The sequence below is a fragment of the Clostridium sp. BSD2780061688st1 H5 genome (genome assembly GCF_005845155.1).
GTDB classification, from domain to species: domain Bacteria; phylum Bacillota; class Clostridia; order Lachnospirales; family Lachnospiraceae; genus Claveliimonas; species Claveliimonas intestinigallinarum.
On record NZ_SPGT01000012.1, the window covers coordinates 77,794 to 91,754 of the forward strand.

At 53.1% G+C, this 13,961-nt stretch carries 12 protein-coding genes; 4 read left to right on the forward strand and 8 right to left on the reverse strand.

Features of this window, described 5'->3' with window-relative positions; genetic code table 11:
- Window positions 1–15: 15 nt before the first annotated feature.
- The 3 genes from FGQ86_RS09415 to rbr all read left to right on the forward strand — a co-directional run bounded on the left by FGQ86_RS09415 (window position 16) and on the right by rbr (window position 1,739).
- The gene (locus FGQ86_RS09415) at window positions 16–411 is read left to right on the forward strand and encodes a transcriptional repressor (RefSeq protein ID WP_033126121.1); all 396 of its coding nucleotides are present in this window, start codon (window positions 16–18) and stop codon (window positions 409–411) included.
- Window positions 412–503: 92 nt separating this feature from the next.
- Window positions 504–1,046: an NADH peroxidase gene (locus tag FGQ86_RS09420; RefSeq protein WP_033126120.1), complete on the forward strand. Its 543-nt coding sequence runs from the start codon at window positions 504–506 to the stop codon at window positions 1,044–1,046.
- 156 nt (window positions 1,047–1,202) lie between these two features.
- Window positions 1,203–1,739, forward strand: a complete 537-nt coding sequence (gene rbr / locus FGQ86_RS09425) for a rubrerythrin (RefSeq protein WP_033126119.1) — start codon at window positions 1,203–1,205, stop codon at window positions 1,737–1,739.
- Between the two features lie 88 nt (window positions 1,740–1,827).
- Here rbr and FGQ86_RS09430 read toward each other — a convergent pair whose 3' ends face one another.
- The gene (locus FGQ86_RS09430) at window positions 1,828–2,445 is read right to left on the reverse strand and encodes an ECF transporter S component (protein WP_138303665.1); all 618 of its coding nucleotides are present in this window, start codon (window positions 2,443–2,445) and stop codon (window positions 1,828–1,830) included.
- 221 nt (window positions 2,446–2,666) lie between these two features.
- On the opposite strand from FGQ86_RS09430, the gene FGQ86_RS09435 reads away from it, so the two are divergent.
- Complete coding sequence (locus FGQ86_RS09435) at window positions 2,667–3,329, forward strand: hemolysin III family protein (RefSeq protein WP_171031534.1); 663 nt, start codon at window positions 2,667–2,669, stop codon at window positions 3,327–3,329.
- On the opposite strand, the gene FGQ86_RS09440 is transcribed toward FGQ86_RS09435, so the two are convergent.
- The 7 genes from FGQ86_RS09440 to FGQ86_RS09470 form a co-directional block, all read right to left on the reverse strand.
- Window positions 3,324–3,608 carry a GIY-YIG nuclease family protein gene (locus FGQ86_RS09440; RefSeq protein ID WP_243127214.1) on the reverse strand — a complete coding sequence of 95 codons (285 nt, stop codon included), beginning with the start codon at window positions 3,606–3,608 and terminating at the stop codon, window positions 3,324–3,326. The two genes, FGQ86_RS09435 and FGQ86_RS09440, sit on opposite strands and share 6 nt — an antisense overlap.
- A gap of 188 nt (window positions 3,609–3,796) precedes the next feature.
- Window positions 3,797–4,597 carry a M23 family metallopeptidase gene (locus FGQ86_RS09445; protein ID WP_033126118.1) on the reverse strand — a complete coding sequence of 267 codons (801 nt, stop codon included), beginning with the start codon at window positions 4,595–4,597 and terminating at the stop codon, window positions 3,797–3,799.
- Between the two features lie 42 nt (window positions 4,598–4,639).
- Entirely contained in the window at window positions 4,640–5,536 is an 897-nt protein-coding gene (locus FGQ86_RS09450) for a SpoIID/LytB domain-containing protein (protein WP_138303669.1), read from the reverse strand.
- 43 nt (window positions 5,537–5,579) lie between these two features.
- On the reverse strand, window positions 5,580–8,060 hold the full coding sequence (locus tag FGQ86_RS09455) for a glycogen/starch/alpha-glucan phosphorylase (protein WP_138303671.1): 2,481 nt from the start codon (window positions 8,058–8,060) through the stop codon (window positions 5,580–5,582).
- Window positions 8,061–8,084: 24 nt separating this feature from the next.
- A complete protein-coding gene (gene ileS, locus FGQ86_RS09460) occupies window positions 8,085–11,231 on the reverse strand; it encodes an isoleucine--tRNA ligase (protein ID WP_138303673.1) in 3,147 nt (1,048 codons plus the stop codon).
- A gap of 470 nt (window positions 11,232–11,701) precedes the next feature.
- A complete protein-coding gene (locus FGQ86_RS09465) occupies window positions 11,702–13,069 on the reverse strand; it encodes a serine hydrolase (protein ID WP_138303675.1) in 1,368 nt (455 codons plus the stop codon).
- A 143-nt stretch (window positions 13,070–13,212) separates the two neighbouring features.
- A complete protein-coding gene (locus FGQ86_RS09470) occupies window positions 13,213–13,959 on the reverse strand; it encodes a sulfite exporter TauE/SafE family protein (protein ID WP_033126113.1) in 747 nt (248 codons plus the stop codon).
- Window positions 13,960–13,961: the final 2 nt, after the last annotated feature.

The window sequence follows — 13,961 nt, forward strand, 5'->3', positions numbered from 1 at the left end:
GAAGGAGGCTGGCATATGGCAACTCTGAAATACAGCCGGCAGAGGGAGGCTATCAAGGAATTTCTTGCAGGCACAAAAGAACATCCTACCGCTGACACTGTCTACATGCATGTGCGCGAAGAATTTCCCCGCATCAGTCTGGGAACTGTCTACCGCAATCTGAACCTACTCGCCGATATCGGAGAGATCACGAAGATCACTACACCGGACGGCGGCGACCGATTTGACGCAGTGACCAGTCCACATTACCATGTAATATGTACCTCCTGCGGCAGGGTGATAGATTTGGAGATGGACCCGCTGGATACCATTGACAAACTGGCCGAAAAGTGTTTTGATGGGTGTATAGACCACCACACGGCTCTGTTCTACGGAACATGCGGTGATTGTTTGAAAAAGAATACAAAATAGGTATTGACAATCAGCGCGCAAAGGTGTAATTTAATATTAGTAATTGTTACTAATATTAAAAATATAAAAATAAAGAAAGGAAGTAGAAGATCATGAAAAAATTTGTTTGTACAGTATGCGGCTATGTTTACGAGGGAGAGGCAGCTCCGGCTGAGTGTCCAGTCTGTCATGCACCTGCTGAGAAGTTCAAAGAGCAGACAGGCGACAGAGAGTGGGCTGCTGAGCACGTTGTAGGCGTTGCACAGGGCGTAAGCGAGGACATCCTTGCAGATCTGCGCGCTAACTTCGAGGGAGAGTGCTCTGAGGTTGGTATGTACCTGGCAATGGCAAGAGTTGCTCACAGAGAGGGCTATCCGGAGATCGGCCTGTACTGGGAGAAGGCTGCTTACGAAGAGGCAGAGCATGCTGCTAAGTTCGCTGAGCTGCTTGGCGAGGTTGTTACTGACAGCACAAAGAAGAACCTTGAAATGCGCGTAGAGGCCGAGAACGGCGCTACAGCTGGAAAATTTGATCTTGCAAAACGTGCGAAGGCTGCCAACCTTGACGCAATCCATGACACAGTTCACGAGATGGCAAGAGACGAGGCTCGTCATGGAAAAGCATTTGAGGGACTCCTCAAGAGATACTTTGGCTAAGATCGGTCGGTCAATACAGTCAAATATACTTGTCGTCAACGACATACGCTTAAACAGAGGCTTGCAGGATGACAGTTCTGCAGGCCTCCTTTTACATTTATAGCATGGTTTTACTATATTCCAAAATATATTCACAAAGCAAAGGAGGAAGAAAATATGTCCAAGTACGCAGGAACAAAAACAGAGAAGAACCTTATGGAGGCATTTTCAGGCGAATCCCAGGCACGCAACAAATACACCTACTATGCCAGTGCCGCACGGAAGGCCGGCTTTGTACAGATGGCCAACATTTTTGAGGAGACTGCCAACCAGGAGAAGGAGCACGCAAAAATGTGGTTCAAGGAGTTCCACGGCATCGGTGACACTGCCGAGAACTTAAAGGACGCCGCTGAGGGCGAGAACTACGAGTGGACAGACATGTACAAGCGCATGGCCCAGGAGGCAAGGGAAGAAGGCTTTGAAGAGTTGGCTCAGAAATTCGAGGGCGTGGCCAGAGTGGAGGCCGCTCACGAGGCCCGCTACAAGAGGCTCCTGGAGCACTATCTGGACGGAACTACCTTCAAGGGCGAGGCTCCTCTTGGATGGAAATGCGGAAACTGCGGCTTCATCTACTACGGTGAGGAGGCGCCGGAGGTATGCCCGGTATGCAATCATCCCAAGGCTTACTTCGAGAGAAAGGCTGAGAACTACTAAAAGCAAAATACAAACGCAAAAAAGGGCGGCTGTCCGGAGATCCTGTTTCCCCGGGCAGCCGCCCTTCTGGCCTTCTGTCCTGTATCAGCTACTGCGCCATGGGCCTTGTGTGCCCTGTCGGCCCTGTCAGAAGGCCGCTCCGAAGGAGAATGGGACGCACCGCATTGTACAGGAAGCTCACCAGCACTGTGGAGACAATGGCATTTACAAATGTGGTCGCTGTGCTCCACTTTGCCAGCACCTCTGCCATCTGCTGGGGCTGGCCCAGAATGTACATCTTATAGAAATATCCCACCACCGGGTCTGCCACCACGTTGAAGGCAAGCCCCGCGATTGCCGCGATGGTGCTCCACTTTGCCACGTAGGCCCTGTCGCTGCTCTCGTTGATCTTCGCGATCCTGTGGGCCACCAGGCCAGTGATAAGTCCGATACAGAGCTTCAGAAAGAAGGTCTTGGGCGCACCGGTGATGTAGATGGGATCCATGACATCCGCAATGCCCATCCCGATGGCTCCCGCCAGTCCGCCGTACCATCCGCCCAGAAGGAGTGCGCCCAGCACACAGAAGGCATTTCCTATGTGGAGGGAGGTGGCATCTCCTCCCGGCATGGGGATCTTTATCTGAAGATAGGTAAATGACACATAGCACAGGGCGGCCAGTATGGCCGTCTGGGCAAGCTTCATGACGGTCTGATTTCTCTGTTCCATACGATTACTTCCTTTCCTATATCGTATGTCTATGATAGCACCGCTCTGGTTCTGTATAAACATCCAGTTTTGTTTTTTTTGACCATACCAGTTTTAAAATTAAGAAAAAATTTTCTATTCCTTCTGTTGCTTTTTTCATATGAAGGGGTATAATAGATATAAACATATAATGTAGTTTCGAAAACCACTTTCAATAATATTTATTTCTAGGAGGTACGGTTATGACACAGATGATTAAGACACATGTAAAAGATCCTGGAAGCGCAATCACACACTTCATCGGCATGCTGATGGCTATTTTCGCGGCAGTTCCGCTTCTCATCAAGGCGATGCACGAGCCCAGCAGAATTTATGTGATATCCATAGCGGTCTACGCGGTAAGTCTGATCCTTCTCTACGCGGCCAGCACCACCTACCACACATTCGACCGCTCCAAAAAGGTGAACACAATACTGAAAAAGATAGATCACATGATGATCTTTGTACTCATAGCGGGAAGCTACACGCCCATCTGTCTTCTGGTCCTTCGGAACCGGACCGGCATCATTCTCCTCTCCATCGTGTGGGGGATCGCCATCCTGGGCATTGTGCTGAAGGCCTTCTGGGTGTACTGCCCCAAATGGGTGTCCTCCGTCCTGTACATCGGTATGGGCTGGACCTGCGTGCTGGCTTTTACACAGATCCTTAACTCCATGTCGCCGGCGGCCTTTGGATGGCTTCTGGCAGGGGGCATCATCTACACTATAGGCGGGGTCATCTACGCGCTGAAGCTCCCCATCTTTAACGGAAAGCACAAGTACTTCGGAAGCCACGAGATCTTCCACCTCTTTGTGATGGCCGGAAGCGCCTGCCACTTTGTAGTCATGTACGCTTTCGTGTTATAAGCTCTCTCTTATGAGCATTTCCTTCTCACTCCTGGTCATATGCTTGATCTCGTACTCACGCCGCATGGCCTCCTCCTTCGTCCCAAAGGCTTCACAGTGGACGAGGGTGACGGGCCGGCGGCTCTTTGTATATTTGGCTCCTTTTCCCTCGTTGTGGGCCCTGATCCTCTTTTTCAGGTCGTTGGTCCACCCCGTGTAGAGGCTGCCGTCTCTGCATTTCACAATGTATGTATAATTGTTTTTTCCCTTTTTATCCACGGGCTTTTCCACATTATCCACAGAGTTATCCACCTTTTCCACATTCATTACACAAATTATCCCCATATTGCGACAGCATTTTCCATGGAGCCGCCTTTTTTTCCACTGCTTTTTATTATAATGGAAGCAGTGCTTTTCTGGCAAGGCGTAAAAAAAGGGGCGCTCCCTTGCGTCCCTTTTTCCTGCCTGCCGGACATCTCAATCAGCCCTTAGTCAGCCATGTAGTCCATGGGATTGACCGGCTGCCCGTCCTTCCTCATCTCAAAGTACACGTTACAGCCCTCCACGCTGTAGTACTTGGTCGGCTGTGCCACATAGCCGATGACTGTCTTCGCCTCCACGTAGTCCCCTGTGCTGACCGTCACATCCTTGAGCTGGCCGTAGAACAGCTCGTAGCCGTTCCCGATGTCGATGTTGACCGTTGTACCTGTCTGGGCGTTCTCATCGATGGATTTTACGATCCCTGTAGTGGAGCTGATCACCTGATCGCCCTCCGCCCCGGAAATGATCAGCGCCGGATTATACTTGTACTGATCCAGGGTGGAAAAATAGACCGTCTTGTCCATACTGTAGTTCATGATCACGTTGCCGTCCACAGGCCACAGCAGGATGCTCTCACCGTTAAAGCTCACGTTCCCGGCACTGCCCGCTGTCTGGGAAGAGGCTGAAGCCCCGGAGGCTGTTCCCTGGGAAGTGCCTGCCCCGCCGGTCTGGCCCTCCGCTGCCTCACCTGCGGCTCCTTGTGCCGCGCTGCCCTGGTCCTCTCCGGCGGCCGCCCCGTCTGCCGGATCCTCCTCTGTGTTGATGACCAGGCTGCTGCCCGCCTCCTCCTGGCTCTCCTTCTCCTTTGTATCCGCATTTTCCTCCGCCAGCGCCTGCTCCTGCTGCTTTGCCTCCTGATAGTTCCGAAGTGTATATGTTCCCACCATGACCGCGGCAGCCACAAAGCACACAGCGAGGGTAATGCCTGCTCCTCTTCTGGATTTTGAGGGCTTCTGTCTCTTATTCATATTCATCACCTCTGGCTATATTTTTGCCAGAAGCAGGGTGCATTATTCTGTATCCTGGGAATTTGTAACGATTTCTGCCACCTCCCGGATCTCGGTTCCCTCAAAAAAGTACTGCAGGATTTCCGCTGCGTCTTTCCCCTCTTTTGCCATCTCGTTTGCGGTGTACTGGGACAGCCCAAGGCCATGGCCCACCCCTCTTGTGGTAATTCGCAGCTTGCCATCGTACTTCTGCAGAATAAAACAGCTGGAGGCCAGGCCGTAGGTCTGCCGGAACTCCTCTCCGTTCACTGTCTCCTGCCCCACCCGCACTGAGGTCACATATCCCGCCGTGTCCATGGCTGTCACCTCTGCGTCCATGTCGTCCACAGTCACTGTCTGAATCTGCTCAGGAGATTCTATATCAAGCGGACAATCCTTGATCTTCAGGTAGGGGTAATCCCCGCTCCCCAGAACCTCGCTACCGTCCCGGGTGTTTCCGTTGGTCAGCCTGGTAAACGGCGTGTTGGCCAGATCCTCTCCGTACATGACAACTTGTCCCTCCGTGTCATCCCATGCCTCCTCCATCTTCCTGTGGTATCCGGAGTATCTGCTGTCCCCCCACTGCTGCCTCATCTCCTCCTCTGTCCAGAAATCGTCCTCCAGAAGAACCTGGGTTCCGCCCTCCTTTATACTCTTATAGACAGAGGTGCGCACCAGCACTGCCTGGGCTTTCAGGGCCTCCTCCTCGTAGTCCGCGGGTATCTCCTTTGCCATACGGCCGATGCAGTACTCGTCCAGCGGCAGCTCCAGCTCTGTGTCGTCCTTTTTCACCTTCACACAGGTGGTTTTCACGGCCGTGTCCGCCGGGATGGCCGGGCCGTTCATGAAGACGGTGACTATATAGGGAAGCAGCACGATAATGATGATGTAGCAGCCGATTTTTTTCAGTCTGTTGCGCATAAAAAACCCTCCCATACAGTAGTGTATGAGAGGGTTTGTCTGTTTATTCTTCTTCTGTCTCCACTTCCACTTTGATCTTGTCAAGATGCCAGATGTCATCCACATATTCCTGGATGGTTCTGTCGGAGGTGAATTTGCCGCAGCAGGCTGTGTTGAGAAGAGCCTTCTTTGCCCAGCCCTCTGTGTCCTTGTAGGCCTCCTCCACCTTCTTCTGGGCCTCCGCGTAGGAGCGGAAATCCTTCAGGATAAAATACATATCCGCCCGGCTGCCGCCCTGGTTTGTGAGAAGGGAATTGTACAGGTCGCGGTACATCTCCGTGTCGCCGTTTGAGTAGGTGCCGTCCACCAGCTGATCCACCACCTTGTGGATATCCTGGTCATTGTGATAGATATCCTGGGGATGATAGCCGCCGTAGTTCTCGTAGTTGATAACCTCCTCAGAGCTCAGTCCGAAGATGAAGGCGTTCTCCGCGCCCACTTCCTCCACGATCTCCACGTTAGCACCGTCCATAGTTCCCAGCGTGGGAGCTCCGTTCAGCATAAACTTCATGTTTCCGGTTCCGGAAGCCTCCTTGGAGGCTGTGGAAATCTGCTCGCTGACGTCCGCCGCCGCGAAGATGATCTCCGCGTTGGACACGCGGTAATCCTCGATAAATACAACCTTCAGCTTTCCGTTGATGCTGCGGTCATTGTTCACCACGTCTCCCACGGAGTTGATCAGCTTGATGATCTCCTTGGCCCGGATGTATCCCGCGGAAGCCTTTGCGCCGAAGATAAAGGTCCTTGGATAGAAGGACATCTCCGGGTGCTCCTTGATCTGGTTGTACAGGTACATCACATGGAGGATATTGAGAAGCTGTCTCTTGTACTCGTGGAGACGCTTCACCTGCACGTCAAAGATGGACCGGGGATCCACCTCAATGCCGTTGTGTTTTAAAATGTAGGCCGCGAGGCGCTCTTTGTTCCTGTACTTGATGTCCATGAACTCAGCCAGCGCCTTCGGATCATCCGCGTATTTCTTTAATCCGGACATAAGAGACAGGTCTGTGATCCAGTTCTTTGTGCCCAGCTTTTCTGTTACCCAGTCTGCCAGAAGCGGATTGCCATGCATCAGGAAGCGCCTCTGGGTGATGCCGTTTGTCTTGTTGTTGAACTTCTCCGGCATCATCTCGTAGAAATCCTTCAGCTCCTGGTGCTTCAGGATCTCTGTGTGGAGCCTTGCCACGCCATTTACAGAGAAGCCCGCCACGATGGCCAGATGTGCCATGCGCACCTGCCCGTTGTAGAGAATGGCCATCTTCCTGACCTTCTCCTCATTGCCCGGATACATCTCTCTCACCTGGACGAGGAAACGGCGGTCAATCTCCTGGATGATCTGGTACACTCTCGGAAGCAACTTGGAGAACAGGTCAATGGGCCATTTCTCCAGGGCTTCCGCCATGATGGTGTGGTTCGTGTAGGCGCAGCAATGGGTGGTGATATCCCAGGCCTCGTTCCAACCCAGCCCCTCCTCATCCAGAAGGATGCGCATAAGCTCTGCCACCGCCACTGTTGGATGGGTGTCGTTCATCTGGAAGACCACCTTCTCCGGCAGCTTGTGCAGGTCATCGTGTGACTTTTTATACTTCGCGATAGCCGCCTGGATGCTGGCTGACACGAAGAAATACTGCTGCTTCAGTCGGAGCTCTTTTCCAGCGTAGTGGTTGTCATTGGGATAGAGCACCTCCACGATGGTCTTTGCCAGGTTCTCCTGCTCCACTGCCTTGTGGTAGTCGCCCCTGTCAAAGGAGTCCAGCTGGAAGTTGGTAATAGCCTGGGCATCCCAGATCCTTAGGGTATTTACATGATGGTTGCCGTAGCCCACGACAGGCATATCGTAGGGGATAGCCAGGACTGACTCATAGTTCTCCTGGACGAATTTCGTCCGGTTCGTGGCGTCATCGTACTCTACGCGGATGTTTCCGCCAAAGCGGACTTCCTTTGCGTACTCCTCCCGGCGCAGCTCAAAGGGATTGTCCTCCTTGAGCCAATCGTCCGGCGTCTCCACCTGATAGCCGTTCTCGATCTTCTGCTTGAACATGCCGTAGCGGTAGCGGATGCCGCAGCCGTAGGCTGCGTATCCAAGGGTTGCCAGGGAGTCCAGAAAGCAGGCTGCCAGGCGTCCCAGACCGCCATTGCCGAGGGCTGGATCCGGCTCCTGATCCTCGATGGCATTGAGGTCAATGCCCATCTCGTCCAGAGCCTCCTTTACCTCCCGGTAGGCTGTCATATTGATCAGGTTATTCCCCAGGGCCCTGCCCATGAGGAACTCCATAGACATATAGTAAACTGTCTTCGGGTCATCCTTCTTGAACTGATCCTGTGTGGCGATCCAGTCGTCGATGATGACCTCCTTTACCGCGTAGGACACAGCCTGAAAGAGCTGCTGTGGCGTGGCCTCGTCGATGGTCTTGCGGTAGAGGGTCTTTACATTGTGTTCTACTTCCTTCTTAAAAGCCTTTTTTTCAAATCTGGGATTATACATTTTTTCCATTCCTTTCTTAGAGCCTTATCTTTCGACGCCGATGGTCACTTTCTCGCCGTTGATCTTCCACTCCTTCACATAGCCTGCAGGCTCGGCTTTCTCAACGGAGAGGGCAAGTGTCTCGCTTCCAATCTCCTCCCTGTGGTCGGCGAACACCTTCTCGGCCTTCTCGCTTCCCTGATAGGTGATATGGATCTTGTCGGTCACTTCGAAATCGGCCTCTTTTCTCATGGTCTGTACTTTGCTGATGATCTCGCGGACAAATCCTTCCTCAAGAAGCTCCGGTGTCAGATTTGTATCCAGCACAACGGTGATGCCGCCATTGTCCTCGGACACGTAGCCCTCCATCTGCGCTGTGTCGATGAGAAGATCCTCCCTGAACAGAGTGACCTCCTGCCCGTTTACCTCCAGCTTTAATGCTCCTGTGGCATTGACCTCGTCCATGGCCGCGTTTCCGTCGACCGCGTCCAGGGCCGCCTTGATGCCACCTAACATTTTACCATATTTTGGCCCAACTGTCTTTAACTGTGGTTTAAATGTATATGAAGTAAAGGCACGCACATCGTCTGTAAAGGTCAGCTTCTTCACATTCAGCTCATCCTTGATGATATCCTGGTAAAACTCCGGAAGCTGCGCACCGCTCTTTACGAACATCTGGCCGATGGGCTGGCGGTTCTTGATGTTGGCTGTATTTCTGCATGCACGGCCCATAACGACCACCTTCAGCACCTCGTCCATATTGGCCTCCAGCTCCTTGTCGATCCACTCTTCCTTCACTGCCGGGAAGTCGCACAGGTGAATGCTCTCCGGTGCGGAGGGATCGATGCTGCGGACAAGGTTCTGGTAGATCTCCTCTGTCATGAAGGGGATCATGGGCGCTGCTGTCTTGCAGAATGTAACAAGAGCTGTGTACAGCGTCATGTAGGCATTGATCTTATCCTGGGGCATTCCCTTTGCCCAGAAGCGCTCACGGCTCCTTCTCACGTACCAGTTGCTCATGTCATCCACGAAATCCTGGAGCGCTCTGGCAGCCTCGGGGATCCTGTAATTGCCAAGGTGATCGTCCACCTCTTTCACCAGTGTGTTCATCTTGGACAGGAGCCATTTGTCCATGACAGGCAGTTTTTCATAGTCCAGTGTATATTTTGTGGCGTCAAACTCGTCAATATTCGCGTAGAGCACAAAGAACGCGTAGGTGTTCCAGAGAGTGCCCATGAACTTGCGCTGTCCCTCCACAACGGCTTTGCCGTGGAAGCGGTTAGGCAGCCAGGGAGCGCTGTTCACGTAGAAGTACCAGCGGATGGCATCCGCGCCGTATTTCTCCAGAGCGTCGAAGGGATCCACCGCATTGCCCTTGGACTTGCTCATCTTCTGGCCGTTCTCATCCTGCACATGTCCCAGGACGATTACATTTTTGTAGGGCGCCTTGTTGAAGATCAAGGTGGACACTGCCAGCAGGGAGTAGAACCAGCCTCTTGTCTGATCCACAGCCTCGGAGATAAAATCTGCCGGGAACTGCTGCTCAAAGAGCTCCTGATTTTCGAACGGATAGTGGTGCTGCGCAAAGGGCATGGAGCCTGAGTCGAACCAGCAGTCGATAACCTCCGGCACACGGTGCATCTCCTTGCCGCACTTGGGACACTTAATGGTCACATCATCGATGTAGGGGCGGTGCAGCTCGATGTCATCCGGGCAGTTGTCGGACATGGATTTCAGTTCTTCGATGCTGCCGATGGAGTGCTGGTGTCCGCACTCGCACTCCCAGATATTTAACGGAGTTCCCCAGTAGCGGTTCCGGCTGATACCCCAGTCCTGGACATTTTCCAGCCAGTCGCCGAAACGGCCTTTGCCGATGCTCTCCGGGATCCAGTTGATGGTGTTGTTGTTGGCGATGAGCTCGTCCTTCACAGCCGTCATCTTGATAAACCAGGACTCGCGGGCGTAGTAGATGAGCGGTGTGTCGCATCTCCAGCAGTGGGGATAGCTGTGCTCAAATTTGGGCGCGTCGAAGAGAAGTCCTCTTGCGTCCAGATCCTTCAAAACCTCCGGGTCCGCCTTCTTGACAAACAGGCCGGCAAAGGGTGTGGTCTCGCCCATATTTCCCTTTTCATCTACCAGCTGCACAAAGGGCATGTCGTACTTGCGGCCCACCTTGGCGTCGTCCTCACCAAAGGCAGGGGCGATGTGAACCACGCCGGTACCGTCTGTCAGGGTTACGTAGCTGTCGCATGTCACGAAGAATGCTTTCTTGTTCTGCTTTGCAGCGCAGTCGTAGGCGCACTGATACAGGGGCTCGTACTCCTTGTACTCCAGCTCTTTTCCCTTATAGGTCTCCAGCACCTCGTAGGCCGGCTGTCCCTCTGTGGCCAGCCTTCCAAGGACTGTGTCCAGCAGGGCCTGCGCCATGTAGTACACATAGCCGTCCGCGGCCTTTACCTTTGCGTACTCCTCGTCCGGGTTCACACAGAGGCCGATGTTGGAGGGCAGTGTCCAGGGCGTGGTGGTCCATGCCAGGAAGTAAGCGTCCTCGTCCTTCACCTTAAAGCGGACAATGGCGGAGCGCTCCTTTACATCCTTGTAGCCCTGCGCCACCTCCTGGGCAGACAGAGGCGTGCCGCAGCGGGGGCAGTAGGGAACGATCTTGAAGCCCTTGTAGAGAAGGCCCTTGTCCCAGATTTTCTTCAGCGCCCACCACTCGGACTCGATGAAATCATTGTCATAGGTAACGTAAGGATGCTCCATATCTGCCCAGAAGCCGACTGTGTTGGAGAAATCCTCCCACATGCCCTTGTACTTCCAGACGCTCTCCTTGCATTTGTTGATAAATGGCTCCAGGCCGTACTCCTCGATCTGGTCCTTGCCGTCCAGGCCAAGAGCTTTCTCCACCTCCAGCTCCACCGGCAGACCGTGGGTATCCCAGCCCGCTTTTCTGGGCACCATATATCCCTTCATAGTGCGGTATCTGGGGATCATGTCCTTGATAACACGGGTCAGTACATGACCGATGTGGGGCTTGCCGTTGGCTGTCGGCGGCCCGTCGTAGAAGGTGTAGGTCTCGCCCTCCTTCCTGTTATCCATACTCTTCTCAAAAATGTGATTGTCTTCCCAGAACTTCTCAACCTCTTTCTCGCGGTCCACAAAGTTCAGGTCTGTTGGAACTTTCTTGTACATGGCTTCCTCCTTGTGAAAATGTTAACAGGGGACGTAATACTTTTAAAAAGTATTACGTCTGAACTTACACTAACTCCTGTGTTATTGTGTATATTGTTTGGAACATTTATGAAAAAAAGACCTTCACCCGATTAGGATGAAAGTCGTATTCCCTCATTTATAAACCACCTAACATACTATCATATGCCTTCCGGTAACGGCGGACTCCGTCAGCTCTTACTCATACTCTTTTCGGAAGCTGCGACTCTGAAGTGATGTTCAGGCACACCCTACTTGTACCGGCCTCACACCGCCGCCGGCTCGCTTTGACGTTCCCGCATGCCCTACTGTCTTCGTCACGGTCTTTCTCATATGGTTTTCTAAGACTATTACTTTTTACACGGTAAAAATTATAATAGGAAACCCCTGATAAGTCAAGGGTTTCCCTTTTATTTTCGACATTCTGCGTTATATTCCCGGCCAGTCCTCTGTCAGGGTCTTCGCCTGCGGCGTCCCCTGCGTCTCCTGCGCCTCTGCCGCCTGCACCAGGTAGTAAAGAGGATAAGCACAGCCAGGATCAGGATAATGACTGCCGCCACGACCATAAGGATCTTCCACACGCTGATTCCCCCGGCCTCTTCCTCCTGCGCCTCCGCCTCCTGGAAGGAGGCGTTTTTGTTCACCTGAACCTTGATCCGGCCCACCGGGTTGTCCTCATAGGTGTAGTCCAGGAACGACGTGCTGTTTCCCCCCGTGACCTGTTCCAGCTTTGCATCCAGGCTGGACAGCTTAAACCCGGATGGGATGGTGACATTGGCTGAGTCCAGTATCTTTTCTATGGCCTCATTGTCACCCGCGTCAATAGAAGCGTGCTGAAAATTGTTAAATCCGTACTCCAGAAGCGCCGTTGTGTCAGAGTAGACATGCCCCGGGAACACCTTCAAGGTGACGCAGACAAGCTTCATGTTTCCATTGTCCGCCATGGTCACCAGAGTATTGTTCGCCTCGGTCGTGTAGCCCGTCTTTCCTCCCACCGCGTACTCATAGTAATCGCTGTAGCCCGGCACCAGCATCTCATGCTTCTGCTGGAAAATATGTTCCTCTGTGGTGGCAGATGCCGGTATGGTATAGTTTGCCGTCTGGCAGATGGTAAAAAACTCCGGATAGTTAAACAGCTCTTTTGCGATCAGCGCCATATCCCTTGCGCAGGTATAGTGATTTTCGTCCTGCACGCCGTTTGTGTTGACAAAGTTGGAATTGGTTCCCCCCAGCTCTTCCACCTTGCGGTTCATCTCATCTATAAACCACTGGTAGTCCTCTCCCTGGGTCTTCGCCACCGTCTCTCCCACCGCGTAGGCTACTTCATTGGACGAGGCCAGGAGCATAGCGTAGAGGGCCTGCTCCATGGAGATGACATTTCCCTCCTTCAGGCCGATGGAGGCATAGCCGCTCCCTAAGCAGGTCAGGCTTTCCGCCGTGATCACCACGTCCTCCGTCATATCACAGTATTCAAAGGCCAGCAGGGCAGTCAAAAGCTTGGTGATGCTGGCCGGGTACTCCTGCTGATCAATATTCTTTCCATATAATACAGCCCCTGTCTCTGCGTCCATCACAATTCCCGCGTCACCGTAAATGCCGGGTCCCTGGGGCCACTCCTTCAGATGGTTTGTCTGTACCTCCTGCTTGTAGGTGTCCTCCAGCTGCTTCTGATAGGGATCCTTCCCCTCTTCGGCCTGAGCTCCGTCCTGGGGCTGAGCTGTGTCCGCCGGGGCAGTGGCGCAGGCTGTATGCGGCACTGCTGTTATAGCGATCATTACTGACATGAGCAGACAGCCCGCTGTCCGTAAACCTTTTTTCATCTTCAACAGTCTCCTAAAAGAATTTGCGTCTATTATTATAGGCTATTTTTTCTTTTTCTACAACCAGAAAAACAGCCCATCCCGTATTTGCCGCTTACTCCAATACGACAGAAAACCTTTCTCCGTCCCCGCCGGAAATCCGCTTACCCGGTGATCAGCTTAAAAACCGCGATACATACAGAAAATACGGCTACGCCCTTTTTTAGAGGCTCCGGCTTCAGGAAGGAGGTATTTCTGCTTCCCGCCCAGACCCCGGCGCCGTGGCTGATCATGGAGACCGCCAGGAGGGAAAGAAAGGTTCCCGGATCACACTGGAGGCTGTATCCGATGCAGGAGGGAATGGCGATGAAAATAGAGTTAAAAAGAGCCACACCCACCGCGGTCTTCACAGGCACGCCCAGCACTACCAGCAGAGGCATCACAAGAATGGGACCTCCCGCACCGGAGAGAGCGCACAGGGCTCCGGTCACAAGTCCAAAGGCGACCATTCCCCACGCCGGAAGCTTTTCCCTCCCCCCTGTCTTCCTGTCCCTGTCCTTTCGAAGCAGAATGGAGATGCCGGAGGCCAGCACTACGAGGTAGAGGATCCTCTTGACCAACGACTCGTCCATCAGAAGGTTCAGCCAGACGCCAAGAGACGCCCCTATAAGGCTCCCGGCGCTGATCAGAAGTCCCAGCCTGACATCCAGATTTTTCGCTCTGTGATAATTCCACGCTCCCAGCACGCCGGAGATGAGGAAAGCAAAAAAGCTGAGCGCCATCCCCTGGGCCGCCGGCATGCCCATGAACCCGGAGTACAGCATGGGCAGGAGAAATCCGGCAATTCCTGTCAGCCCGATCATACCTCCCACCAGAAGATTTGCAAGAATAACGATCAAATATTCCACCATTA